The sequence below is a fragment of the Tritonibacter horizontis genome (assembly GCF_001518015.1).
Classification (GTDB): Bacteria; Pseudomonadota; Alphaproteobacteria; order Rhodobacterales; family Rhodobacteraceae; genus Epibacterium; species Epibacterium horizontis.
This window is the reverse complement of sequence record NZ_LPUY01000008.1, coordinates 44,461-70,434: the sequence shown is the minus strand read 5'-3', so window position 1 is coordinate 70,434 and position 25,974 is coordinate 44,461. Positions and strand designations below refer to the sequence as shown.

Below are 25,974 nucleotides of genomic sequence, written 5' to 3'. Positions count from 1 at the left end.
GTGTCACCCTCTGCAAGCGCGTTTCAGGTCTCTTTGCTGACGGTGAAACGCTCCTGTTCGGGGGGCGCAATCGGTACACTTGCCTGCTGGAACCGAACCATGGTGGAGCCATTCTGAAGCGACTGCGTGCGGCATATCAGTTGTTCGCCGTTGCGCAGGGTTACGCGGGACCACCACGGCCCCCGGTTCTCCGTTCCACCAGCAACAAAGTCGCGAATTTCTCCCCATGCCGGGGTTGGGCCGGAGAGCTCCTGCCAGATTTTACAGGCGTCGGTGATCGAAATCTTGGCAAAGCTGGCGTCAGGGTTCGTCTTCCACATCTCATGGTACGCCGTGTTGGAGTACACCATGCTGCCATCCGCGCCAAACACCGCGAACGCGTCATCAATATTGTCCAGAATGGATTGCCCAAGTTCCAGCTCCGAGCGGAACTGCCGCGTCAGCGTGATCTCTGCGGTGATATCTTCGAACAGAAAGGCAATCGCCCCATCCGGGTGGGGACGCCCGGACACGGAATAGACGGAACCCGAAGGCAGCGACCATGTTTCCTGGTAACGGCCCTCTGCCGCCGCTTCCAGCAAGTCCGCCATCTGGTGGCGCCAGCTCGAATAGTTCTTTGGTTCTGGCATCATACGCTGATCGCGCAAACGATCAAAAAAGGACATCAGGTTCGGTCTGGAGCTGAGAAAACTTGCCGGCAGGGCAGTCAGGTCAATCAGGACCGGGTTGAACAGGACCAGTTGACGATTTCTGTCAAAGATGGCCAGGCCGATGGATAGCTGGGCAAAGGTTTTGGCGAGGGTCTGCACGAAATTCCGCTGGGCGACCTCGGCATCGACAACCGCATTCACATCCATGGCATGACAGAGCCAGCCGGCCTCCGTTTCCGTGGTCGACACGTTGTACCAGAGCTTTTTTTCCAGCTCCGGCAGCTCGATCGAGATGCGCTCGGCCCGTCCGCTGGTCATCGGAGCATCCAGATTTGGAAACAACGGGGCAGAGGTGTCATTGCCGCGACCGCAGATTTTCTGGTTCAGACGGTCGTAGGCAAGGTTGGTCCAGGTCACACGGGCGTCGTCGGATTGCAGCCAGACCGGGTAGGGCGCCTGATGCACGGCGGCGCGGAGCGTTGTCAGTTCCTGGTCATCAGCAACTTCGCCCAGCTCGGACGCGGCCCGGCGCAATTGCACCCGCGTGATGCCATCAATCCATTCGCAATGGGCTTCGCGATTGTCCGCTTCTGCGGTGCCGGTCAAAGTCAGCGAACCGACATCGCGCAAAAAACCCGGTGATTGGGGCAGGCCGGGATAGCTGCGGGAGAGTTTGTCTCGAAGTTTCGTCCAGCTGAATTCCTCTGCATTTTCGCCGAGGAACTTGCGCGCGCCGGAGGACCACGCAATCAGGGTCTGGTCATCAAACAAGAACACCGCATCCGTGCGCCCGTCCGCGACAAGAAGGTCGTGATCCATCCCACGACGTTCAGGTTTTGGGTTCAGGAACCAAACCGCGACGGCTGCGCTGGCCACACAAAGGGTCGCCAGAACGAACCATTCAACCGACATGAAATACTGCATCGACACCGCCTCGATTATTCTCATCGTCGTCATTTTCTGCGACAATAGTTAAACGAAGTTTAATTGGTTTACTAAAAATGAACATCTAAAATTGTAACGGCTGGTTCTGACCGGTCGGGACCGGGGTGTCACCCCTGACGGCGTCGATTGTTTTCCGTGGCCACGTGACGGTGACCAAAGCACCCTGTGGCGTCATCGTGGCTTGGGCGGTCCGCTTGTCGCCGCCGTTCGCAAAGCCCAGTCTTGCCCCGGTGCGCTCCAGCAGGGTTTTGGCGATAAAGAGACCCAATCCCATGCCTTCGTATTCCGGACGCTGTTTTGGATTCACCAAAGTTGAGCGCCGCCGCATGAAAGGGTCACCAAGACGCCCAAGCAGATGGACGGGGAAGCCTTCGCCATCGTCGCAAATCTGAACGGTGATCCAGGCGTCGTTCCAATGGAGTTCGATGCAAACGCTTGAATGGGCGAAATCCACTGCGTTCTGGACCAAATTGCGCAGCCCATGGATGATCTCGGGCTTGCGAAGGATGCTTGGCTGGTTGAGCTGGCCTTCATCACCGGGATGTTCGCTGAAACGGATGTCCTTTCCGCGTCCGAAATGGGGTTCCGCGGCTTCGTGCACCAGGGCCGACAGCGGTGCCTGCCGCAAATGCAGATCGTCATTTCCGACTCGTCCCATGTTCCGCAGAATATAGCGGCATCGATCCGCCTGTTCCCGGATCAGTCTGGCGTCTTCCTGCAAATCCGGGTGATCCTCCAATTCATCGATCAATTCCGAACTGGTCAATTTGATCGTTGCCAGAGGTGTGCCCAGCTCATGCGCGGCTGCCGCGACGACGCCGCCAAGGTCGGTCAGTTTCTGTTCTCGGGACAGGGCAAACTGAGTGGCGGCCAGGGCGTCAGACATCGACCGGATTTCCGCGCTGATCCGATAGGAATAGGCCCCTAAAAACAAGGTTGCGATGACCAGGGCGCTCCAATGCCCAAAGACAAAGAGCGTTGGCATTTTCAGGATCTCGCCATCGGCCGTTTGCAACGGAACATGAAACGGGACGAGCAATGACGTCAGAAGGATCGCGGTTGTCCCAATGATCAGGGTCGGGCGCAATCCCATCACCGAGGCCGAAATCGTGACGGGGCCGATGATCAAAAGCGCAAACGGGTTGTTCAGCCCGCCTGTCATATACAGGAGAAAACAGAGCTGAAGCAGGTCGAACAGAACCATGAGAAAGTTCTGAAACTCCGTCAGACGCTTGTTTTCAGGAAAAATAACAAGCGCAATCAGGTTGGCCAGGGCCGAGACACCTATTGCAAAGTAACAGGGCAGGATGGACAATCGTAAGTCGTATTGAGTCTGCGCGACGCCAATAGCTGTGGCTTGACCAAAGATCGCAACCCACCGAAGCAAGATCAATGTGCGCAACCGGATCCAGTTGCTACGCTCCTGTCCGTTCAGTAGCCCAAGCCTTGAATCGCCCATGTGACGTTTGCTCCCGTTGCATCGCGGATATTAGTTGATAGGTCTGACCCAGACCCGGATCAACTGCGGCACATTTACCGCGGCGGCACAGGACGGGCGTGTCAAAGAGGATAAAGAGAGATGGTTCGAAATTTTGCAATTCTGGGGATTGCCTGTATCGCGGCGCTGCTCGGCGGTCTTTGGTACCTGACATTGCGGGGAGAAGGCAGCGCGGATGCCTTTGCAGAATGCCGGTCCGGTGCAGTTGCCGGCGGCTCTGGTGCGATTGGCGGTCCGTTCGAGTTGGTGAACGCGGCAGGGGTGACCGTTACCGACGCGGAGGTCATCACCGAGCCGTCCCTTGTATATTTCGGGTATACTTTCTGCCCGGATGTCTGCCCGATGGACACAAGCAGAAATGCCCAGGCGGTGGATGTGCTGGCGGAGCGGGGCTATTCCACCACGCCGGTCTTTATTTCGATCGATCCAAAGCGGGACACGCCAGAAGTCGTCGGTGACTTTGCGTATAACATGCATGAAAAAATGATCGGGCTGACCGGATCTCCAGAACAGGTCAAGGCCGCCAGCAAGGCCTACAAGACATATTACAAGGCTCATGACGAAGAGGACGATGACTATTACCTCGTCGATCATACGACCATGTCCTACCTGGTCTTGCCGGAGCATGGGTTTGTGGAGTTTTTTCGCCGGGATATATCTGCTGACATGATGGCGGATCAGGTCGCCTGTTTCATCGACAACAGCTGAGCCTGTGAGAAGAATTGACCTCCGAAGGTTGCCACTTACACTCTTCGGACAAACTGTGGCGCTTGACGCTGAAAGGAAATTGAATGGTCGAAGCTGCTTTGCCCGAGATCGGACCCGATGCCTCGCTCTTGCTGGTCGATGACGATGAACCCTTTTTGCGGCGGTTGGCCAAGGCGATGGAAAAGCGCGGATTTGTGGTCGAAACGGCCGGGTCCGTTGCGGATGGCAAAACGGCCGCCCTGGCCCGCCCCCCGGCCTATGCTGTGGTGGATCTGCGGCTGGAAGACGGCAATGGGTTGGATGTGGTCGAAGCCCTGCGTGAAAAGCGTCCGGATAGCCGCGTTGTGGTGCTGACCGGATATGGCGCGATTGCGACAGCGGTCGCGGCCGTCAAGATCGGGGCCACCGATTACCTGTCCAAACCCGCCGACGCCAAGGACATCACCGATGCGCTTCTGGCCAGTGATGATGCGATGCCACCGCCGCCCGAAAACCCGATGAGCGCGGATCGGGTGCGGTGGGAACATATCCAGCGGGTTTACGAGCTTTGTGATCGCAACGTTTCGGAAACCGCCAGGCGGCTAAACATGCACCGCCGGACCTTGCAACGCATTCTGGCCAAGCGCAGTCCCAAATAAGGTTTCCACATGTCCACTCCCGGCTCCTGCGATCCGACGACCATCCCTTCGCCCAAAGGGGGGTGGTCCCAGAGCATGACAACCGTAAACGATGCGATTGTCGTGCCTCCGGTCATCAGCGATATGGTGCAGCCGACGGGCATTTTGCACCCGGACGGCACCTATTGTCCGGAAGGCGCGTTGTGGCGGCGCCACCGTCCCATTTCGACGGAGCCGGAGAGACCTGCCGAAATAGTGCAGAAGGTACAGGGGAGGTGGCTTTGGGGGGGCGTCCTCTGGGCTCACTTTGGGCATTTTCTGGTGGAAAGCACCGCGCGGCTCTGGGCGCTTGCGCATCTTGATCGGCCGATTGACGGTGTCTTGTTCGTTCCCAAACGTCCCGCCGTCGGTGAGCAAATTCGCGGATTTCATACCGAGTTTCTGGGGTTGATGCACAAGGACCTTCCCATTCGTGTCGTCGCCGACCCGTCGCAGGTCGAAGAACTGGTGGTGCCGGGGCAGGGGTTTGGCCTTGGCGAAATCATCGCCGGTACCCCCAACTATCGCAACGCGATCCATTCTTCCTTTGCGCGCGATATCCGACCCAACGGGCCGGACAAACTGTATATCTCGCGCTCCAAGCTCGGGCTCGGCAAGGGGGGATTGTTGGGCGAGGAGATGTTGGAAACCTATCTCGCGGCCGAAGGGTATCAGATCTATCATCCCCAGGATCACAGCCTTTCCGATCAGCTCGCCCGGTATAAAGCGGCGAAGAAAGTGATCGCCGCCGATGGCTCGGCGCTCCATCTTTATGCAATGGTCGGGCGCCCGGACCAGAAAGTTGCGATGATCCAACGGCGCCAGTCTTCGGCGCATACCCTGCTGACTGACAATGTCCGTCATTTCTGCAAATGTGATCCTTTGGTGATCGGCGCATTGCGGATGGAATGGGTGCCGGTTGACAAACAGCGGTCAAGCCGCCTGAGTTTTGGCGAATTGAATCATGCGGTTATCGGTCGTGAACTGCGCGAAGGCGGCTTTATCACCGGCGGCAAAGATTGGCCGGTGTTGAGTGAAGAGGAGCGCGCCAAGCTTCTCGATGAAAAGGGGATCAAGCGCGACAGATTTGTCGAGTCGCCGGATTTCGAGCGGGAGCGCATCCATATGGTGCGGACCGCTCGTCGTGCCCGCCGCGCAGCCAGAGAAGCAGAGCGCGCGGCAAGAGAAGCGACCTAAAGTTCGTTCAGTAGCGTTTCGTGTCGGCTGACAAAATCACGGCGCGCCTCAACCGGCGGGCGCAGACGAATATCCAGATCTGCAATCATTTCCGCGTTTGGGCGCCCGAAGAACTTCGTCGCTTCAGCCTCCGAGAAACCGGCGATTTGAACGGCTTCCATCCAGGCAGAGATCCTGTCAGCTCTTTTGATCTGGGCTTTGACCGTCTTCGGGAGCGCGGCTGGCAACCCAAACCGGATGTGAATGGCCGCAGTCAGCCGAACATCCAGATCCTTGTACCCTGGTCCGACGGCGGCCTTCACTGGCGAAATCATGTCCCCGATGACGTATTCCGGCGCGTCATGTAGCAGCGCGGCAAGCTTCCATTTGGTCGGGGCTTTGGGATTGAGCCGCCCATAAAGAACCTCGACCAGAAGCGAATGTTCCGCGACAGAATAGGCAAAGTCACCGTTGGTTTGCCCGTTCCAGCGGGCGACGAAAGCCAGCCCATGGGCAATGTCTTCAATTTCGATATCAACGGGCGTCGGGTCCAGAAGATCCAGGCGACGGCCTGACAGCATGCGTTGCCAGGCACGAGGAGGGTGTGGGGCCATATTGGGTTCCAGGTCTCAGTTTTGGTGCCTTGCTAGCCCCTGACGAGCGCAGAGGCAAACCGGCAGCGCCGCAAAATCCGAAGTTCTGCGGACCCATCTTCGTTGCTTGTCAACTATTGCGGTGGTACCTCCCGAACGAAGACAACTGTGGACCTTTCATACGGAGCAAACAATGGCCGAAGACTATATCGTCAAGGACATCGCGCTTGCGGGCTTTGGCCGCAAAGAGCTGGATATCGCCGAAACTGAAATGCCGGGTCTGATGGCGCTGCGCAGTGAATACGGTGAGGCCAAACCCCTGACCGGGTCGCGCATTGTCGGCTCCTTGCACATGACCATCCAGACGGCTGTTCTGATCGAAACATTGGTCGCCCTGGGCGCTGATGTGCGCTGGGCGTCCTGCAACATCTATTCCACTCAGGATCACGCTGCCGCGGCTATCGCCGAATCCGGTGTGCCTGTGTTCGCAATCAAAGGTCAAAGCCTGGAAGAACACTGGGATTATCTGGACCGGTCGTTCCAGTTTCCCGAAGGGCCGAACCTGATCCTTGATGATGGCGGCGACGCCACCCTCTACGTGCTGCTGGGCGCACGCGCGGAGGCGGGCGAGGACGTGATTGCGGTGCCGACCTCGGAAGAAGAAGAAGTGATCAAGGCGCAGATCAAGAAACGGATGGCGGCATCGCCGGGCTGGTTCACCAAGATGCGCGACCAGATTGTTGGCGTGTCGGAAGAAACCACGACGGGCGTTCACCGTCTGTACGAATTGGTCAAGCAAGGGCAGCTTCCGTTCCCGGCGATCAACGTGAACGATTCTGTCACCAAGTCCAAGTTCGACAATAAATACGGCTGTAAAGAGAGCCTCGTGGACGGTATCCGCCGCGCCACAGATACCATGATGGCGGGCAAGGTTGCGGTGGTTTGCGGCTATGGCGACGTCGGTAAAGGCTCTGCAGCATCCCTGAGCGGCGCTGGTGCACGCGTCAAGGTTACCGAAGCAGATCCAATCTGTGCCCTTCAGGCGGCAATGGATGGTTTCGAAGTTGTGTTGCTGGAAGAGGCCCTGGACGCGGACATTTTCATCACCACCACGGGTAACAAGGACATTATCCGCATCGAGCATATGCGCGAGATGAAGGATATGGCCATCGTCGGCAACATCGGCCACTTCGACAATGAAATTCAGGTCGCGAGCCTGAAAAACCACAAGTGGACCAACATCAAGGAACAGGTGGATATGATCGAGCTGCCTTCGGGCAATCGGATCATCCTGCTGTCTCAGGGCCGTTTGTTGAACCTCGGCAATGCCACGGGGCATCCGTCCTTCGTGATGTCGGCTTCCTTCACCAATCAGGTTCTGGCCCAGATCGAGCTGTGGACCAAGGGCGATGACTACAAAAACGACGTCTATATCCTGCCGAAGCATCTTGATGAAAAGGTTGCGGCCCTGCACCTTGATCGTGTTGGTGCCAAGCTGACAAAGCTGTCACCGGAGCAAGCGGCCTATATCGGCGTCAAACCTGAAGGCCCGTTCAAGCCGGAGCACTATCGCTACTGAATTTGCGAACGAACTGAATGTGTTAAACCCGGCCTTAGCGCCGGGTTTTTTCATGGCGAATAAAAAGGTGTGACTTTGCGCATCGGCTTCTCCGTCCAGATTGAAGACAGAAAATCCTTTGTCCGTCTCCGAATTCGCCGTACCGTCAGACTACCGAAATATACGCCAGAAGGGCGACTGCTTGATAGACGGGAGAGTGAGACAATGGGAAAGCGTGAAGAGTTGATTGCGCAATATGCAGATGACCTGAAGTCCAAATGCGGCATGGAGCCGGATATGGATCTGCTGACAAAAGTGACAATCGGCTGTGGACCGGCCATCTACAACGCGGATGCGTCTACTGTCGCATCGAGCCAGCCGGGCGAACTGGAAACGGTGAAAAACAATTTTCTCATCAAGAAACTGGGCCTTTCGGATGGGCCAGAGCTGATGGATGCCATTGCAAAAGTGGTTGAGACCTACGGCCAGTCGGAGCGGAACAAGTATCGCGCTGTCGTCTACTACATGTTGACCAAGCACTTTGGAAAAGAGGCGCATTACGCCTGAGCTCTCGGTGGTGTCTCAAATCACCTGATCTACAACCAAGAGCTGAGATGGGTAGGCTTTTATAGATATTGTACAAGTTAAATACTTGCTCGTTCTGATACCTTCAGCGTAGATTTTAGTGAAGAGATTGTTTCTTGCTGATCTCGAACGCACATGTGGGAGTGGGCGTAGTGGAAAAAGGCCGCAGTTTAGTCTGCGGCCTTTTGCGTCACCGTCGGGTCTGTCGCGCGAGATGCCTGCAGCAGGCCTCAAGAGAAACGCCAGAAGTCCATAGTCGGCCATGCCGACGACAATAGCTGCGTTGGGCGCGGCCGGCGCGCTTCGAGTAGACCCCATCTCCGCCCCATTCTCCCGAATGGTATAGGGTGAGAGTGTCGCGCTAGTCGGCTTCTGTCTGCCCCATTTTGCAGATTTCACGCCATTCCTGCTCGGTCACCGGTTGAACCGACAGGCGCGAGTTTTTCACCAGGACCATCTCGGACAGGGCGGCGTTGGCTTTGATCTCGTCCAGCGAAACCGGCTTGGTGAAGGGTCTGACCGCCTTGATATCCACGCATTCCCAACGGGCGTCGTCGGTCTTGCTGTCTGGATGCGCGGTGGCGCAAACCTCTACAATACCGACGACGGATTTCTCCTTCAGCGAATGATAGAAAAACCCCCGGTCCCCCAGCTTCATCTCACGCATGAAATTGCGGGCCTGATAGTTGCGGACACCGTCCCATTCTTCGCCCTCGTCGCCTCTGGCAACCTGGTCGTTCCAGCCCCAGTTATTGGGTTCGGACTTGAACAACCAATAGGACATCAGCCGATCACTCGCTTCCAGGTAATTAGTTCTACCGCTTCGAACAGACCGGCCTTGTTGTAGGGATCGTTGGCTGCCCAGGCTTCGCCCGCGGCCATGTCTTCCACGTCGAGGATAATCAAGGATCCAACCATGTCGCCGGCTTGATCCAGAAGCGGTCCGGCCTGCGCTACCACACCGGTTTCTTCGAGGTAGGTCAGATGGGCAGCGCGATTGTCGAGACGCGTCTGCAAATGGTCCGGTTTGTCGCGTGCAATCAATGCAATGAGCATTTTATTCCTCTTTTAGTGGTCTTTTATGTAATTGATCCGCAGCCTCGGCGATCGTCAACCGTCGATCCAGCAAATTGGTTACCGTTTGGGTGATTGGCATATCAAGACCGGCAATGGCAGCCGCTTTTGCGGTGGCCCGCGCGGTTGCGGCACCTTCGACTGTCACGCTGGGGTCAAATTCCTCACCGCGCCCAAGGCTGAGGCCGAGTCGGAAATTGCGAGATTGTTCCGAGGTGCAGGTTAGCGCCAGGTCGCCAAAGCCGGACAGCCCCGCGAGTGTCTCTGGTTGGGCGCCACGAGCCAGTGCAAGGCGCTGCATCTCCGCGTAGCCCCGCGTCATCAGAGCCGCCCGAGCACTATTGCCCAGTTTTGCACCGATCACGGCACCACAGGCGATGGCGATCACGTTCTTCAGCGCGCCACCAATTTCGGCGCCGATCAGATCTGTCGTGCGATAGAGGCGCAGATTGTCGGTGGACAGTTCGGTCTGATGCGCCGTGCCCTGTTCGCGATCGGCGCAGGCAAGTGTCAGGGCCGTGGGCAATCCCCGCGCAATATCGGCGGCGAAACTCGGACCGGTCAGGAGCGACACTGACGCATGGGGCAGGACGTCCTGAATAACCGACGCCGGACCAAGCCCGGTGTCCAGCTCAATCCCCTTGCAGCAGGCCACGATACGCGCTTGTCGAAGCCGGGTTTGGTTCTCTTCCAGAAAGCGACGGATTTGCTGCATGGGAACTGCCAGCAGCAGTGTTTCATGGTCCTGCACGTCATCCAGGGCCGACGTGATTGCCAGCGCATCTGGGAATGGCGCACCAGCAAGGCGGCGTGTGTTTTCGTGGTTGATCCGCATATCGTTGGCGTGATCTTCGCTGCGACACCACAGGGTGACCGGTGCCTTTTTCGCCAGCGAGATTGCCAGCGCCGTGCCAAAGGCACCGGCACCCAGCACGGCGACGCTCATGCTTTTGCACCTTTCTTGCCACTCCCGAGGAGGGCAGGGCTTGTTTTGTCCAACGGCCATCTTGGGCGTGCTGATAGCGCCATGCCATCACGGGCGCCGGCGCGAAACCGTTCTATCCCGGCATAGGCAATCATTGCAGCATTATCTGTGCACAAGGCGAGGGGCGGCGCGAGAAAATCAGTCTCTAATTGGGCGCAAAGGGTCATCAAACCCTCTCGTATCGCCGTATTGGCAGCGACACCACCCGCAACGGCGAGGGTCGGATTTCGCGGGCTTTCGGCCAGATACAGGGTTAACGCACGTTCGGTTTTCTTGATCAACGTATCGACGACCGCAGATTGAAAACCGGCACAAAGATCCGCTCTGTCCTTTCGGGTCAGCCCGCCCTGCTCGGCGACGATCTGATCGCGCATGCGCATCAACGCGGTTTTCAGACCCGAAAATGAAAGGTTGCAATCCGGTCGGTTCAGCAATGGGCGCGGAAATTTAAAACGGTCGGGGTCGCCCAGCTTAGCGGCGGCCTGAACCGAAGGTCCACCCGGTTGTGGCAAACCAAGCAGCCGTGCCGTTTTGTCAAATGCCTCGCCTGGGGCATCGTCGATCGTGCCGCCAAGCCGGGTAAAATCTTCTGGCCCGCGCGCGATCAGATACTGACAGTGCCCGCCCGAAACAAGAAGCATGAGATAGGGATAGTCTATCCCATCCGTCAAACGGGGTGTCAGCGCGTGCCCGACCAGGTGGTTGACGCCAATCAATGGCAGGCCTTTGGCAACAGCAATCCCCTTGGCGCACATAACGCCAGACAACACACCCCCAATAAGTCCGGGACCTGCCGTCACCGCCACCGCGTCCAGGTCATCTAGCGTCAGATCCGCCTGGACCAGGGCATCACGCACACAGGTATCGAGCTTTTCTGCGTGGGCCCGTGCCGCGATTTCCGGAACCACGCCGCCAAAGGCGCTGTGCAACTCGGTCTGACCGAAGACCACAGAGGACAGGATTTCGGCCGGAGCGGTCCCACATTGCCGCACCACAGCGGCCGCCGTGTCGTCACAGCTGCTTTCCAGCCCGAGAAATGTGAGCGTTTGCGTCATGGGACTATCGTTGCATCCTTTTTGTTGCGGGGCTACCACCTAGAGATGCCGCAAACAATCCCGGGAGCGCACAGGTGATGAGGACCGGAGCCACCCTTTTGATGACCCGGCCTCGGGATGCGAACACCCGGTTTCTGGGTCTGCTGCCAGAAGATATGCTGAGCCGCCTCGCGGTGATCCAGTCGCCGCTGCTGGACATTGTTCCCGTCGCGGATGGTCTGGATTTGAACGCATGTTCTGCGGTCATCTTCACCTCTGGGGAAGGGGTGCGCGTGGCGAGCGAAAAAACGAATCTGCGGCCAAAGGCATTTTGCGTCGGGCGTCGGACCACCGAATACGCGCATGCTGCCGGCTGGGCTGCGGACTATGTGGGCGCACAGTCCGATGATCTGGTAGACTGGTTCCTGACGAACCGCCCTGTGGGAAAATTCATCCATCTTCATGGCGAATGCACCCGAGGGAAGATTGCGCAGCGATTGGCGCAGAGCGGGCTGAATTGTCACGACCAAGTCATCTATCAGCAGAGGCTCAGAAATTTTACACCAGAGGCAATGGCAGCGGTAACGGCCCAAATCCCTTTGATTGTGCCTCTCTTTTCGCCGCGAACAGCTGCGCATTTTGTCAGCTTGTGTCCAGATATGTCCCATTTGATCCTGATTGCGATGAGCGATGCGGTTGCCGAAGCTTTGCCGCGCTTGCAAAGTCACTCTGTACACGTAAGTAAAGCTCCGACAGCAATAGCGATGGCGGAGTTGCTGCGCGACGTTGCTGCGCCTTTCGTGCGGGTTGAGACCGGTCAGCCCGGCGACTAGGGTCGCAGATGATCGGGACGTGTATGTTTTGGGGAATCGGGGGACGCCACTGTGGCTGAAGACAAGAAAACCGAAGAGGCGCTGAACAAGACCCCGGAGGGTTCGGATGACAGCGGTCCAAGCGACCCCCTCTCTCAGGACGAGCTGAACACCCGGCTTGCGACGGAAGAGCTTGACGACTTTGCTGAGGTCGAGGTGCCTGTTTCCGAGACCGAGACCGAGACCGAGACCGAGACCGAGACCGAGACCGAGACCGAGACCGGCGATCAAGCGGTGGAACCAGATGCGCCATTGCCCGTCATTCAGGAGCGGATCGTGGAACGGCGTGGCGGTTTTGGCGCTGCGCTGCTGGGCGGGGCCATGGCGGCGTTGATCGGGTTCATTGCAGGTAAATCGCAGGTTTTGGACAACTTTTTACCCCCCTCCATGCGGACGCCAACCGTCACGCTAGAGCCGCTTGAAGCCGCACAATCGGATTTGGAGGCAGAATTGGCGCGTCTGGAGGGTCTCTTTGCTGAGATAAAAATGCCCGAGACGGCGCCTATCGTCGCGCGTGTCGAGGTTTTGGAGCGTGAGGTGCAGAACCTTGGAACAGCGCCCGAAGACACCGGTATTGGCAGTGAAGTCGAACAGCAGCTGCAATCTCTGGCACAACGCATCGATGCCCTGGAATCCCGCCCTGTAAGTGAAAACCTGTCCGATGAGGTCGTTGCTGATTTCGAGGCGGAGCTGCAGCGCGTGCGCGACAGCCTCAGCGATCAGCAGGCCGAGGTCGAGCGTATGGTTCGCGAAGCTCAGGAAATGGAACGTGTCAGCGCCGAAGCCGCAAGAATAGCCGCCGCGCAGTCGGTGGTCGCGCGACTTCGCTCCGCGCTTGATGCCGGAACGCCATTTGTCGATCATCTGGCAGAGTTGCAGCGCCTGAAGGTGTCCGTACCAGATGCCCTGACCAACGCTTCGGAAACAGGGGTGGCGACTTTGTCCAGCCTGCAGGATCAATTTCCTCCCGCGGCACGATCCGCGCTCGCGGCGGCCCGCGAAGAAACGAAAGGCACCGGCGGTCTTGTGGCCTATCTCAACAGGCATCTTGGCGCACGGTCGGTTGCTCCGCGCGCCGGGGATGATCCGGATGCAATCCTCTCGCGCGCTGGGGCGGCGGTCGCTGAGGGCAGGATCGCCACGGCGCTGGATGAACTGTCGGCGTTGCCCGAAACCGCTCAGGGGGCGGTTGCCAGCTGGCAAACCTCTGCCCGCACGCGTCTGGAGGCAGAGGCTGCCACTGATGCGCTGTCGCAAAGCCTGAACGCCAACTAAGGACGCCATCATGCTCTGGTCATTGTTGAAGATACTTGTTTTTGTTTCGCTCGTCGCGCTCCTTGCCTTTGGCGCGGGCGTCCTGATGGAAACGGCGGGGGGGGTCCAAGTCACCGTCGCAGGCACCGAATATACGCTTGGTGCATTGACCTCTGTCCTCGCGCTGCTTGGTCTGATGGCGCTGACATGGTTGTTTTTGAAACTGCTGTCGCTGCTTTTCGCGACGTTGAGGTTCCTGAACGGGGACGAGACCGCGCTGTCTCGCTACTTCGACAAAGGACGGGAGCGTCGCGGCTACCAGGCCCTGGCTGATAGTCTGATGGCCTTGGCTGTTGGTGAAGGCCGGAGCGCGCTATCCAAAGCCGCGCGCGCCGAGAAATACCTGCAAGATCCAGCCCTTACAGATTTGGTGGTGGCCCAGGCAGCCGAAATGGCGGGCGACACCCGCAGAGCGTCCGAAGCCTACAAACGCCTGTTGTCGGATCAATCCACCCGGTTTGTGGGGGTGCGGGGCATCATGAAGCAAAAGCTGTCGGAAGGGGATACGGAGACCGCCCGGCAATTGGCCGAGAAGGCGCTCGCCCTGCGTCCCAAACATGAGGAAGTGCAAGATACGTTGCTGCGTTTGCAGGCTCAGGCAGAAGATTGGGCCGGCGCACGTCAAACACTGGCGACAAAGCTCAAGACCGGAACCCTGCCACGCGAGGTTTTCAAACGGCGCGATGCGGTCCTGGCGCTGTCCTCGTCCAAGGCGCTTCTGGCGGAAGATGCAACGCCAGAGCAACAAGACCAAGCGATCGAGGCGAACCGGCTATCGCCCGATCTTGTCCCGGCCGCAGCACTGGCGGCGCGGGGCTACATTGCCAAAGGCAAGCCCCGCAACGCGGTGCGGATCCTGAAAAAAGCCTGGGAGGCCCAGCCTCATCCGGACCTTGCCCATGCATTTGCGGAAATCGAACCGATGGAAACGCCCGGTGAGCGGGTCAAGCGTTTTGAACCGTTGCTTCGGTTGAAGCCGGACCATGATGAGACACGCCTCGTCAGAGCTGAACTTCTGATTGTTGCTGAAGATTTTCCCGAAGCACGCCGGGCGCTGGGTGATCTCGTGGATCGGGCACCGGACGCCCGCGCGCTGACCTTGATGGCTGCGATTGAAAAGGGAGAGGGCGGCGCAGATGCGCTTGTGCAGGGGTGGCTGACCCGAGCGCTGAGCGCACCGCGCGGCCCGCAATGGCTGTGTGACAGTTGCAATCACATTCACGCCGACTGGATGCCGGTCTGTGAGAATTGCGCAAGTTTCGATACGCTGAGTTGGAGACGTCCGGATACACCTGAATATAGCTCTGCAACCGGCGCGGCGATGTTGGCCTTGATGACGGGCGCGTCCGCGTCGGTCGGGCACGGCCCGCTCACAATTATCGAGCCAGAACTGGCAGCGCCATCCCAGCCCGTGGGACCAAATCCGGACGGCCCCGAACATACTGACGCAACGGCGGGAGAAGATATCAAGTAGCCAAGTGCCTTCGTGACGTTGCAGGCGGTCCGCGACAAGAGACACGCGCCCTGATCTGCAACGAAATGCGAGGCCGCGCCGGCACAACAGCCCCTGTAGCAGTCTGATCCGGCTGGTTTTTGGTATCGGTATCGACAGAAAACCTGTTGTGTTCCGGTGTCAAACTGACTTGAACGGATCGCAGGTTGCGTTTAAACCGTCGCGGCACCGCCTCAATAGCTCAGCTGGTAGAGCAAGTCCTTCGTAAGGACAAGGTCGGGGGTTCGAGTCCCTCTTGAGGCACCACAATCTTCTTCCAGCTGTGGTAAGTAACGTCTTCTAATAAAATGAATTCGTAGGAAATGCCGGACCTGTCGCCGGAGTTTTTCCAGAGCGATCCAGCCCAATCTACCCAGTGTGGCGGACGCTTGATTTTGCGTGATGTTGACACTGTCTAACGTAATGCGCCAGTCGTCGACAGCCGATCATGGCGTCGACATCTGCCGGAATGGCGGGATTTCCACGGCCCGTTGATCGGCGTTGTCAGGCCACGCGATCTGTTGGGGCTTCCCAGGTGTCGTGGTTTGCAACAGAGTCGCTATCTTTTTCGATCTTGAAGCGTTTGACCGATTGAACCAGCTTGGCCGCTTCGTCCCGAAGGAGTTGGGTCGATGCTGCGGTCTCTTCGAGCATCGCTGCGTTTTGTTGAGACCCTTGATCGAGGTGGGTGACCGCCGAATTGACTTCGGTCAAACTGCTGGACTGATCCACGGCCGCTGCGGCGATTTGGTCGATCATCAGAACCATACTTCCGACAGTGTCCTTGATCGCATCCAATTCACTGCCGGTACGACGCATGAGTTCAACCCCCTGGAGGACCTCGATGCCGCAATCTCGGATGAGCTCGTTGATCTCTTGAGTGGCGGTGGCAGAGCGTTGTGCAAGCGCGCGAACTTCGGATGCGACAACGGCAAATCCTGCGCCGGCCTCCCCCGCGCGGGCGGCTTCAACGCCGGCATTCAGCGCAAGCAGGCTGGTCTGGAACGAAATGCCTTCGATGAGGCCGGTGATCTTGCTGATCGCTTCCGAGGCGTCCTTGATCCGGTTGATTGACTCGGTTGTTTCCGCGGCCACTGCAAGCGAGGAGGTCACACGGGTTTGCGCATCCTGAACATATTCATGCGCTTGCTTGGAGTTCCCGGCCGTATCATTCACAGCATTGGTCAGGACCTGAATAGCGCCGGCCGTTTCTTCCAGAGACGCGGCAGAATCTTCACCTCGTTTAGACGCTTCCAGGGCTGCGGCCGCAATTTCATTGGCTGTATTGTTGAGGGTCATACTGCTGTCGGCCAATTGCTTGATGACATCTGTCAGCGTCAAGCTAAGGGTATTCACCGCAACCGAGATTTCAGCAAAAACACCCTTGTGATCCGGAGGCATGCGTTCTGTCAAATCGCCCTGTGCCAGTGCGTCTACGGTTTCACGGACGTCACTCAGCCCCTTTTGAACCACGTCGCCGATGGAGTTGATTCCGTGCCCCAGGACCGCGAAGTCGCTTTGGGTGTCCAGGATCTGGATGCGTCGCGAAAAATCACCTTCGGCACAGGCGCTGATGACTTTGGAAATCTCGCTGGAGAGGCGGTCTTTTTCGACCTGCGCCCGGCGGAAGTTTTCAATCGCAACGCAGACCGCCTTGATTTCGCGAATGGATGATTTTGGGGGTTCTTCGTCAAACCGACCATCGATCATGTGTTCGAGAACCGTTTTGACCCGCAGCAGGGGCCCGGCAATGCGTTGTGACAAGATCACCGCAAGCAGGACAAAGACGAGCAATCCACAGACCCCGGCCAATGCGGATCTTTGCACCAGATCTTGCTGTGCGGCCCTGGATTGGGCCCCTATTTCTCTGGCCTGCTGGCTGATTTGCTCGCGCAAGGAACTGAGCATGGGTTCTGCCGCCGCATAACGGGCTGACAGGATTTTGGTCAGCTCGCTGACGGCAAGCGACTCTTCGACAAAGGAGGAAAAAGCGGATTGATACTGGCCAAGGAGGGTATCAATTTCTGCTTGCTGTGCGGCGCTGTTGAAATAGGCGGCAGGGAAGGCGCGGAACTCTTCAACACGGGCGTTCAGCCGGTCGAGGTATTTGGTATCGCCGCGCATGATGAAATCCTTTTCATGTCGGCGCATCATCAGCATTTTGACCTGCAACTCAGGATAGCTCGTTGCCTTAAGGCTTTCCTCGACCTCATGAACGGACTGTCGCAATTGGCCCTGCAGACCCAGAGTTTCGTCAAATCCGAGCGTTTGATAGCTGGCCACCACGTCTGCAAAACTTGCCGCGTAGTCGTCGATTGCAGGTTCCAATGCCTCCAGCTGAACCAAATCTTCGGCGATAGCGGGCAAGGCCGCTATCTGCGCGTTGGCGGATGCCAGGATGTCTTTTAAGTCGACGATGACCTGAGCGTGGCGGTCTATGAATTTTTCGTCCAAACGCAGCAGGAAATCTTTTTCCGCGCGACGGGCCTGCAGGAATGAGATCTCCAACTCCGCGACCGTCGCGTCCAGCTGTTCGATCCGTTCGATTCTCGCTTGAAAAGTGTCTCTTTCAGTATGGGTATAAAAGGACAGACCGATGAGGGCGAACATGATCGCTGCCGCCAGGCCAACGATCGACAAAATGGCAATTCGGATTGAAACTTGGAAAGTCATCGCGGCCCTCGAGTAGAGTTTATCTGCTCCGTCGCTATCAAAAGTGGGTTAAACGTTCGTTCAAACCGCTTGAGTTGCGGCGCTAAGGTGTTCTATTTTCAATAGTTTTACGGTGGATCGGGGGGCCGCGGGGCGAGAAGAGTTTCGGAAATTGATATTTCGCGAGAATGCTGGCGGTGCCCCCGTATGACGTACCGTAAAAGTGGACAGCCGAACCGTTTCACGTGCAGGCCGGAGAGGTGGAAAATGCAAGCTTCGACAGCTTGGACGTCTCTGCGCCACACCTGCGTTGGACCGAAGCGTTGGAAGTGACAAAAAGGAGGAGCCCAGATGTTGGGACATATGATGACGCAGCCCCTGACCATCAGCTCGCTGATTGAGCATGCCGGGAAATACCATGCGGGGACAGTGGTTGCCTCGGTCGAGACGACTGGCGGTGTCAGCCGTTCGACATGGGCAGAGGTGGCCAACAACGCCCGCAAGCTGGCAGCGGCGCTTGACCGGCTCGGGCTGAAACCCACGACCCGTTGCGGAACCATCGCCTGGAATAACCGTCGGCATCTGGAAATCTATTTTGGCGTCGCCGGGGCAGGTTATGTGTGCCACACATTGAACCCCCGCCTGAAACCCGAACAGTTGATCTACATTCTCAACCACGCTGAGGATGAGGTGCTGTTTATCGACGCGACCTTTGTTCCTGCGGTGGCTCAACTGCGCGCCCATCTCCCCAATCTGCGGCATATCGTGTTGATGGGGCCCGAGGACGCGTCTGCTTCGGCGCAGATCGAGGACCTCTTGTTCTATGATACGCTGCTGGAGGCGGAGAGCGGCGACTACTGCTGGCCGGAACTGGACGAGATGACGCCGTCCAGTCTTTGTTATACTTCGGGCACCACGGGAAACCCCAAGGGCGTTCTCTATACGCACCGGTCCACCGTGTTGCACACCCTCGGGGGCAATCAACCGGATGGGTTGGCGCTGGCCGCCCGGGACAGTGTGATGGCCGTTGTCCCGATGTTTCATGTCAATGCCTGGGGTGTCCCATATATGGCGGCGGCTGTCGGCTCGAAGCTGGTTTTGCCGGGCCCGAACCTGGATGGTGAGAGCCTCGTGCGCCTGATCGACGCCGAAGAAGTCACCATTGCATTGGGCGTGCCAACCATCTGGATGGGGCTGTTGAAGGCGCTGGAAACCACGGGCAGCAAGATCCCAAGCCTGGAACGGACCGTGGTGGGCGGCTCTGCTCTGCCAACGGTTATGATCCCGGCCTTCCGCGACCGCTACGGGGTGGACCTGATTCATGCCTGGGGCATGACCGAAACCAGCCCTCTTGGAACTCTGAACCAACTCTTGCAAAAACACAGCCATCTGAGCGACGCGGAACAGCGGAACATCCGGGAAGGTCAGGGGCGCCCGCCGTTTGGCGTGGAGTTGCGTCTCGTGGACGAAACCGGCACCCAACTGCCCGAAGACGGCCAGACCCAGGGTCGCCTGCAGGTTCGTGGTCATTGGATCATCGGCAGTTACTTTGGACAGGAGGCCCCTTGCCTGACCCCGGATGGCTGGTTCGACACCGGCGACGTGGCCACCATTGATCCGGATGGTTACATGATCATACGGGATCGCGCCAAGGATATCATCAAGTCCGGCGGCGAATGGATTTCGACCGTGGAGCTTGAAGACATCGCAATGTCGCATCCCGGTGTTGCCCAGGCCGCTGCTATCGCTGCGCGTCATCCCAAGTGGGATGAACGCCCTGTCCTGATCGTTGTGAAATCCGACGAGCGCCTGACCGAGGTAGAGCTTCTTAAACACTATGCTGGCAAGGTCGCGTCTTGGCAGGTCCCGGATGCAGTTGTGTTCGTCGAGATGCTGCCCCTCGGTGGAACCGGCAAGGTCCAGAAAAACAAGCTCCGCGAATCGTATGGTGAAATACTCCTGTGAGGGAGGCAAAAGAGGCGGGAATTTGACCCGCCTCACACCCCGCCTTGAAGCTGCCACATTGCTGCCTGAAGTTTGCCTTGACCCGACCCCGAAAAAGCCAGGATGGCCTCGATTTTGCCTTATAAACCAGTGATTTACGGTTGATACTTGGGGCAATTTTATCTGTTAAGACCTAGTTAAGAAACCCCTCTGTATCCCAGTTTTGGGTGAACAGAAAAGGTGGTGGGAACATGACGGCTCAAAGCAACGAAGCTCCTATTATTATCAAGAGAAAAAAGGTTGTCGGTGGTGATGGACACCACGGTGGCGCATGGAAAGTGGCCTATGCTGACTTCGTGACAGCAATGATGGCCTTCTTCCTTCTGATGTGGCTGCTGAACGCAACCACGGAAAAACAGCGCAAGGGTCTGGCGGACTATTTTTCTCCGTCTATCCCTCTCAGCCGCGTGTCCGGCGGCGGCAACGGCGCCTTCCAGGGCGACACGATGTTTACAGAAGACGTGAAGCCGCAGAACGGCATTGGCGCCACCAAGGAAAACCCGACAGATGCCTCCAGGGCGCAGGGTGACTCCGGTGTTGCTGACAATCAGAAGAACGACACGGCTGAAGAAGCCAGCTTCCGCGAGATCGCCGAAGAGCTGAAAGGCCGCGGTGGCGAGAGCATGGTCAGCATTGATATGGCGCGCCACATCGTGACCCGTGTGACCGACGAAGGTCTGATCATCGAGCTTTTCGAGACCGAAGATGCCAAGCTGTTCGAAGATGGCACCGAGCGTCCGACCGCTCTGCTGCGTGACCTGCTGCGTATGGTGGCCCGTGTCACATCCTCGGTCGAGAACAACGCCGCGATTGGGGGCCATGTTGCTTCGACGCCGGTTGTGATCGCCAAGAACCCTGTCTGGGCTCTGTCCCATGCCCGGGCCGACACCACCCGTGAGTTGCTGGAAACCGGTGGCCTGAAAGCCAAGCGAATCTCCCGCGTCACAGGCCATGCTGATCGCGATCTGTCCTCTGCGAACCCGATGTCGGTCCGCAACAACCGGATCGAAATCACGCTCCTGCGCAAGTAATCGCGCCATCCACCACTGAAAAAAGCGGCTAACAGATTGCATAGGATTTTATCTGTTAGCCGCACGTTAAGTACCAACGCGGTAAGCCTTTCTGTGAAGAAAAATGAAGATGCAGCAGAAAGGCGTATCTAATGACTATTTCCTCTTCGCTGAATGCCGGTGTATCCGGATTGAATGCGAACGCCAGCCGACTGGCAGCAATTTCCGATAACATCGCAAACGCATCTACCGCTGGTTACAAGCGTGTTTCGACGACCTTTGAGTCAATGGTTGTGTCGCAATCCGGTGGGACCTACGCCGCTGGCGGTGTCTCGGTCAGCAACACGCGCATGATCGCTGACCGCAGCTCTCTGATCTCGACAGCCAATGCAACGGACCTTGCCATTTCAGGTCGCGGCTTCCTGCCTGTTGCAAGCATGGCCGAAGTCGAATCCGGTGAAACACCTGAGATGATGCTGACCACCACGGGATCGTTTGAAACCAATGACGAGGGGTATCTGACCACCTCCTCTGGCCTGGTTCTGATGGGCTGGTCCGCGGGCGATGATGAGACCATCCCAACCGTGGCGCGCGATACCTCTGAAGAACTTGAACCGATCCAGTTCAATGTGAACCAGCTAACCGGCACGCCAACGACGCAAATTCGCCTGGGCGTCAACCTGCCTGCGACGGATGGTGTTGCCGGGTCGACAGCTGATCCGCATACAATGTCCACCGAATACTACGATAACCTTGGCAAGGCTGAGAGCCTCGATATCGAGTATCAGGCCACCGGTAACGCCAACGAGTGGACCATGACCATCACCGACTCGGCCACAAATGCCGGTGCGACGGTGATCGGGGAATACACGGTGACATTCGCAGACAGCCGCACCGGCGGCGGCACGATTTCGTCCGTGGTGACCACGACCGGCGGCACTTATGACGCCACCGAGGGGACAATTATTGTAACCGTCGACGGCGGCCCGATCGAGCTGGAAATCGGCATCCCGGGTGAGGACAATGGTCTGACCCAATTGTCAGATACCTTTGTGGCAGCCACGATCGAGAAGGACGGCTCCGAAGCGGCGAGCTATTCTGGTGTCGAAATTGACGACGGCGGGTTCGTCAGCGTTCTCTACAACAACGGCACCAGCCGGATCGTCTACCAGGTTCCGGTCGCCGATATGCCGAACGCCAATGGCATGCTTTCCATGGGCAACCAGACCTACATGCCCTCTACCGGAAGCGGCCCGTTCTACCTCTGGGATGCGGGAACCGGTCCAACCGGGACAGTGGCAGCCTACCGTCAGGAAGAATCCAATACGGACGTTGCGGGGGAACTGACCTCGATGATCCAGACCCAGCGCGCCTATTCTTCCAACGCCAAGGTCATTCAGACCGTTGATGAGATGCTGCAGGAAACAACCAATATCAAGCGCTGATAAAGTCAGCGCCTGACACTCCGCCATAAACAATCACAGAAGGTGATATCGGATGTCCCTATCGTCCGCTTTAAGCAATGCGATGACCGGTCTGTCGGCCGCCGGCAGATCGACTTCCGTCGTATCGGACAACCTCGCGAATGCCCTGACCGAGGGGTATTATCGCCGAACGCTTGACCTGCAGTCCAACGGTGATGCAGGCGGCGTGCGTATCGGCTCGGTCCAGCGAAATGTTGATCCTGCGATCCAGAAGAGCGTCCGATCAGCGGAAGCAAGCTACGCATCGACCACTGTGTCGGCGGATTTCTATTCGCGGCTTTCCGACCTCGTCGGAACCGTGAATGATGGCTACTCCATCGCACAGCGAATGAACGACATGGAGGCGGCGCTGATCGAGGCGACGTCACTGCCAAACTCGGATGCACGCCTCCATGACTTTTCGATGCAAGCGGAGGAGCTTGCTGAATCGATAAAAGAAGCCGCAGACGGGTTGTCCGATCTGCGCAACAAGGCAGAGGATTCCATCGCGTCCCTGATCGCGGGCCTGGAATCCGATCTGGAAGATCTGGACGAGATGAATGGTCAGATCCTGGCGGCGCGTGTCCGTGGCCTGGATACCGCTGGTTTGGAAGATCAGCGTGACAACCTCATCGACTCGATCAATGAGGTCATTCCGGTTCAGATCTACGAACGCGACAACGATCAGATCGCCCTTTATACTCAAGCCGGTGTCAAACTTCTGGACGGCTCCGTGGCGGAATTCACCTTTGATGAAACATCTCTCGTCACGCCATATATGACAGTTGACAACGGTCAACTTTCTGGACTGGAAATTGACGGAAACCCCATCAACACGTCGATCAATGGCAAGATCGGCGGTGGCAGCCTGGCGGCACAGTTCCATATCCGCGACGTTTCAGCCGTCCAGGCGCAGGAAGATCTTGATACGATGGCCGGGGATTTGATCCTCCGGTTCCAGGATCCGACGGTGGACACCACTCTTGGCGCTACGGATCCGGGCATATTCACGGATGAAGGTGGTTTCTACGACACCTCCGATGAACTGGGTATCGCCAACCGGATCGTGATCAACAGCACGATTTCAATGAGCGGCGATGCAGAGACCTGGCGATTGCGGGATGGTTTGAACGCCACTGCAGTCGGCGAGCGGGGCGATACCACCATCCTCAACAACTACGGCGATGCATTGGAAGCCACCAATACGATTTCATCACCGGGTCTCGGCTCGGGTGATTTCAGCGCCTACGCGATCGCCGCAAACCTGATGACGAGTTTCACGCAGGAGTTCACCTGGGCGGAGCAGGAGCAAGCATTCTCCTCTGCCATATTCTCCGACATGCAGTCCCGTGAATTAGAACAAGGCGTCGATACCGACGCGGAGCTTCAGACGTTGATGATGCTCGAAACCATTTACGCTGCGAACGCCCGGATGCTCCAGGCGATCGATGAAATGATGCAGGAATTGATGAGGCTCTAAGCTATGAATGTGACGTCTTTTGGTGACATGGCGCAGTATCTCTTCCTGCGCAACAGATCCGTCGATCTGACCAAGCAACTGGATACTCTGACGCAGGAAATGAGCACCGGTATTGCCTCTGACCTGCCGACCAAACTGGGCGGGGATCTTGGGTTCGTCGCGGATCTGGAACGGTCGATTTCAAAACTCGACAGCTACCAGGTGGCCGCGCAGGAATCGGCGCTATTTGCTTCCACCGCGCAGGGCTACATGGAGCGTATCAATAACAATGCGCTTGATCTTGGCTCCGATATCCTGGCGCTGACCAGCACCGCCAATGCCACCACGGCTGAAGAACTGGCGCAGCAGTCGGTGTCCTTTCTGAAAGAGACCATCAACAATCTGAATGGTCAGCTTTCAGGACGCAGCTTGTTTGCAGGGACCGACACCAGCACCGTCCCGTTGGAAAGCGCGGATACGATGATGGCGGCGCTTGTCACGGAAGTCGGTACTTTGACCGATGTCGATGACATTGCCCAAGCGGTGCAGGATTGGTTCGATGATCCAAGCGGATTTGATGCGATCATGTACAACGGGTCGACCAACAGCATGAGTTCCGTCCGTATCGGTGCCAGCGAAGAGGTCAATTTTTCGCTCCGCGCGGATGATGAGGCCTTCAAACAGGCAATGAAAAGCTTCGCTCTTGGCGGTTTGGCAAGCGGCGATTACCTCAGCCATCTGTCGACGGTTGAAGCCGCGGATCTGGTTGCGCGGGCAGGCGAAGAACTGATGACCACCCAATCCGAGCTGACTGATATCCAGTCCAACATCGGCTTTATCGAGGCCAGGATCGAGGAAACGCAAACCCGAAACTCTGCGGCTCTCACGTCGCTCGGGACCACGCTGAATGACTTGATCCTCGCCGATCCGGCAGAAACCGCGAGCCGCATCGAAGAGGTCCAGTTTCAACTGGAGGCGCTCTATACGGTGACGGTCCGGTCCTCGCAACTTAACCTGCTGAATTACATGTAATGCGTAAGTTTATCCAAATATTCCTCACCTGCCTGCTCCTGCCAACGCTGGCGCAGGCCAATGCAATCCGCCTCAAGGATCTCGTTGAATTTGACGGGGTCCGAGGCAATGATCTCGTCGGCTATGGTCTCGTTGTCGGCTTGAACGGCACCGGTGACGGGCTGCGAAATTCGCCCTTTACCGAAGAGATCATGACCAACATTCTTGAACGGCTCGGCGTCAACGTGAGCGGCGAGCAGTTCCGCCCCAATAACGTGGCGGCCGTCTTTGTCACCGCAACCCTGCCCCCGTTTGCGCGCGTCGGAGGCACGATCGATGCAACCGTTTCCGCGATCGGCGATTCAAGCAGTCTGTTGGGCGGCACATTGATCATGACGCCGCTGAATGCCGCGGATGGTCAGATTTATGCCGTTGCACAAGGGACAATCCTGGCCGGCGGGGCGGTGGCCGAAGGAGAAGCCGCGACTGTGACAAAAGGTGTGCCGACCTCGGGCGTCATTCCCTCCGGTGCTCGCGTCGAACGGGAGATTGATTTTGATCTTTCGTCTCTTAGTTCAATGAGGCTCGCCCTGCGTGAGCCGGACTTTACGACCGCTGGCCGGATCGAACAGGCTATTAACTCCGAGTTTGGCCGCAATGTCGCGGTGATGAAAGATTCCGGCACGGTCGAGGTCAATATCCCGCGGACAAATGCCAGATCGACCGCGCATGCCGTCGGCCGGATGGAGAACGTCCTGGTCGAGCCTCAGCGAAAGGCGCGAGTGGTGGTTGATCAGAGCTCCGGAACAATCGTGATGGGCAGCGATGTGCGCATTTCGCATGTGGCTGTGGCGCAGGGCAATCTGACACTCAGGGTTGAGGAAAGCCCGCTTGTCTCGCAACCCAACCCCTTTGCGGATGGCGAAACGGTTGTGGTGCCGCGGACCGGTGCCGCTTTGGAAGAGGATCCCGGCATTCAGTTGGCGGAGGTGCGGGAGACGACATCCCTGTCGGAAGTCGTTGGCGGCCTGAACGCGCTGGGCGTTTCACCACGCGACATGATCGATATTCTAAAGAGCCTCAAAGCGGCAGGTGCCTTGCACGCGGAATTCATCGTGCGCTAGCAGAACCCTGTAAAACGAATGTAGTAAAGACACCCCGGGGGCCGTCCCTGGGGTGTCTTTGTGTGTGGGGGGGGGCGCTCCTGGCGGCCTGTTGTCCGCTGGTATGATCGC

The 25,974-nt window shown here is 57.7% G+C and carries 22 protein-coding genes and 1 tRNA gene; 15 read left to right on the top strand and 8 right to left on the bottom strand.

All coding sequences use genetic code 11. The features are described from left to right. Window positions 1–23: 23 nt before the first annotated feature. Window positions 24–1,574, bottom strand: coding sequence for a PAS-domain containing protein (locus TRIHO_RS00645; protein WP_068239250.1), 1,551 nt, complete (start codon window positions 1,572–1,574; stop codon window positions 24–26). Window positions 1,575–1,659: 85 nt separating this feature from the next. After that, the gene (gene regB / locus TRIHO_RS00640) at window positions 1,660–3,054 is read right to left on the bottom strand and encodes a sensor histidine kinase RegB (protein WP_068239249.1); all 1,395 of its coding nucleotides are present in this window, start codon (window positions 3,052–3,054) and stop codon (window positions 1,660–1,662) included. Between the two features lie 120 nt (window positions 3,055–3,174). Between regB and TRIHO_RS00635 the strand changes: the two genes are divergently transcribed. From TRIHO_RS00635 to TRIHO_RS00625, 3 genes are all read left to right on the top strand, one after another. Further along, the gene (locus TRIHO_RS00635) at window positions 3,175–3,801 is read left to right on the top strand and encodes an SCO family protein (protein ID WP_068239248.1); all 627 of its coding nucleotides are present in this window, start codon (window positions 3,175–3,177) and stop codon (window positions 3,799–3,801) included. An 83-nt stretch (window positions 3,802–3,884) separates the two neighbouring features. Further along, window positions 3,885–4,439 (top strand): ActR/PrrA/RegA family redox response regulator transcription factor, encoded by a 555-nt coding sequence (locus tag TRIHO_RS00630; RefSeq protein WP_068239247.1) that lies wholly within the window; start codon window positions 3,885–3,887, stop codon window positions 4,437–4,439. 75 nt (window positions 4,440–4,514) lie between these two features. After that, complete coding sequence (locus tag TRIHO_RS00625) at window positions 4,515–5,654, top strand: glycosyltransferase 61 family protein (protein ID WP_232367670.1); 1,140 nt, start codon at window positions 4,515–4,517, stop codon at window positions 5,652–5,654. On the opposite strand, the gene TRIHO_RS00620 is transcribed toward TRIHO_RS00625, so the two are convergent. Beyond that, on the bottom strand, window positions 5,651–6,247 hold the full coding sequence (locus TRIHO_RS00620; RefSeq protein ID WP_068239243.1) for an HD domain-containing protein: 597 nt from the start codon (window positions 6,245–6,247) through the stop codon (window positions 5,651–5,653). The genes TRIHO_RS00625 and TRIHO_RS00620 overlap by 4 nt on opposite strands. A 172-nt stretch (window positions 6,248–6,419) precedes the next feature. Between TRIHO_RS00620 and ahcY the strand changes: the two genes are divergently transcribed. Next, complete coding sequence (gene ahcY, locus TRIHO_RS00615; RefSeq protein WP_068239240.1) at window positions 6,420–7,805, top strand: adenosylhomocysteinase; 1,386 nt, start codon at window positions 6,420–6,422, stop codon at window positions 7,803–7,805. A 204-nt stretch (window positions 7,806–8,009) separates the two neighbouring features. After that, the gene (locus TRIHO_RS00610; RefSeq protein WP_068239239.1) at window positions 8,010–8,351 is read left to right on the top strand and encodes a DUF2853 family protein; all 342 of its coding nucleotides are present in this window, start codon (window positions 8,010–8,012) and stop codon (window positions 8,349–8,351) included. Between the two features lie 379 nt (window positions 8,352–8,730). Here the strand turns inward: TRIHO_RS00610 and TRIHO_RS00605 are convergent, their stop codons facing one another. Genes TRIHO_RS00605 through tsaD form a run of 4 tightly spaced genes read right to left on the bottom strand, consistent with a single transcriptional unit; the run spans window position 8,731 to window position 11,483 of the window. Further along, window positions 8,731–9,153, bottom strand: coding sequence for an EVE domain-containing protein (locus TRIHO_RS00605; RefSeq protein ID WP_068239238.1), 423 nt, complete (start codon window positions 9,151–9,153; stop codon window positions 8,731–8,733). After that, window positions 9,153–9,425: a YciI family protein gene (locus TRIHO_RS00600; RefSeq protein ID WP_068239237.1), complete on the bottom strand. Its 273-nt coding sequence runs from the start codon at window positions 9,423–9,425 to the stop codon at window positions 9,153–9,155. Before TRIHO_RS00600 ends, TRIHO_RS00605 begins: the two co-directional genes overlap by 1 nt. A 1-nt stretch (window position 9,426) precedes the next feature. Next, complete coding sequence (locus TRIHO_RS00595; RefSeq protein ID WP_068239236.1) at window positions 9,427–10,389, bottom strand: NAD(P)H-dependent glycerol-3-phosphate dehydrogenase; 963 nt, start codon at window positions 10,387–10,389, stop codon at window positions 9,427–9,429. Further along, complete coding sequence (gene tsaD / locus TRIHO_RS00590) at window positions 10,386–11,483, bottom strand: tRNA (adenosine(37)-N6)-threonylcarbamoyltransferase complex transferase subunit TsaD (protein ID WP_068239235.1); 1,098 nt, start codon at window positions 11,481–11,483, stop codon at window positions 10,386–10,388. Before tsaD ends, TRIHO_RS00595 begins: the two co-directional genes overlap by 4 nt. A 101-nt stretch (window positions 11,484–11,584) precedes the next feature. Here tsaD and TRIHO_RS00585 point away from each other — a divergent pair, with 101 nt between their 5' ends. The 4 genes from TRIHO_RS00585 (at window position 11,585) to TRIHO_RS00570 (ending at window position 15,407) form a co-directional block, all read left to right on the top strand. Then, window positions 11,585–12,295, top strand: a complete 711-nt coding sequence (locus TRIHO_RS00585) for a uroporphyrinogen-III synthase (RefSeq protein ID WP_232367677.1) — start codon at window positions 11,585–11,587, stop codon at window positions 12,293–12,295. 51 nt (window positions 12,296–12,346) lie between these two features. Then, window positions 12,347–13,609 (top strand): COG4223 family protein, encoded by a 1,263-nt coding sequence (locus TRIHO_RS24025; protein ID WP_068239232.1) that lies wholly within the window; start codon window positions 12,347–12,349, stop codon window positions 13,607–13,609. 10 nt (window positions 13,610–13,619) lie between these two features. Next, entirely contained in the window at window positions 13,620–15,122 is a 1,503-nt protein-coding gene (locus TRIHO_RS00575) for a heme biosynthesis protein HemY (protein ID WP_068239230.1), read from the top strand. Between the two features lie 209 nt (window positions 15,123–15,331). Beyond that, window positions 15,332–15,407, top strand: a tRNA-Thr gene (locus TRIHO_RS00570). 237 nt (window positions 15,408–15,644) lie between these two features. On the opposite strand, the gene TRIHO_RS00565 is transcribed toward TRIHO_RS00570, so the two are convergent. Continuing rightward, window positions 15,645–17,813, bottom strand: coding sequence for a methyl-accepting chemotaxis protein (locus TRIHO_RS00565; RefSeq protein WP_068239227.1), 2,169 nt, complete (start codon window positions 17,811–17,813; stop codon window positions 15,645–15,647). Between the two features lie 330 nt (window positions 17,814–18,143). Here TRIHO_RS00565 and TRIHO_RS00560 point away from each other — a divergent pair, with 330 nt between their 5' ends. The 6 genes from TRIHO_RS00560 to TRIHO_RS00535 all read left to right on the top strand — a co-directional run bounded on the left by TRIHO_RS00560 (window position 18,144) and on the right by TRIHO_RS00535 (window position 25,863). Then, entirely contained in the window at window positions 18,144–19,757 is a 1,614-nt protein-coding gene (locus TRIHO_RS00560; RefSeq protein WP_068239225.1) for a long-chain-fatty-acid--CoA ligase, read from the top strand. A 230-nt stretch (window positions 19,758–19,987) separates the two neighbouring features. Beyond that, window positions 19,988–20,827 carry a flagellar motor protein MotB gene (locus TRIHO_RS00555; RefSeq protein WP_068239222.1) on the top strand — a complete coding sequence of 280 codons (840 nt, stop codon included), beginning with the start codon at window positions 19,988–19,990 and terminating at the stop codon, window positions 20,825–20,827. A 131-nt stretch (window positions 20,828–20,958) separates the two neighbouring features. Further along, entirely contained in the window at window positions 20,959–22,251 is a 1,293-nt protein-coding gene (locus TRIHO_RS00550) for a flagellar hook protein FlgE (protein ID WP_068239219.1), read from the top strand. A 52-nt stretch (window positions 22,252–22,303) separates the two neighbouring features. Then, window positions 22,304–23,749, top strand: coding sequence for a flagellar hook-associated protein FlgK (gene flgK / locus TRIHO_RS00545; RefSeq protein ID WP_068239216.1), 1,446 nt, complete (start codon window positions 22,304–22,306; stop codon window positions 23,747–23,749). Window positions 23,750–23,752: 3 nt separating this feature from the next. Then, window positions 23,753–24,760, top strand: a complete 1,008-nt coding sequence (locus TRIHO_RS00540) for a flagellin N-terminal helical domain-containing protein (RefSeq protein ID WP_068239209.1) — start codon at window positions 23,753–23,755, stop codon at window positions 24,758–24,760. Further along, window positions 24,760–25,863, top strand: coding sequence for a flagellar basal body P-ring protein FlgI (locus TRIHO_RS00535; RefSeq protein WP_068239206.1), 1,104 nt, complete (start codon window positions 24,760–24,762; stop codon window positions 25,861–25,863). Before TRIHO_RS00540 ends, TRIHO_RS00535 begins: the two co-directional genes overlap by 1 nt. Window positions 25,864–25,974: the final 111 nt, after the last annotated feature.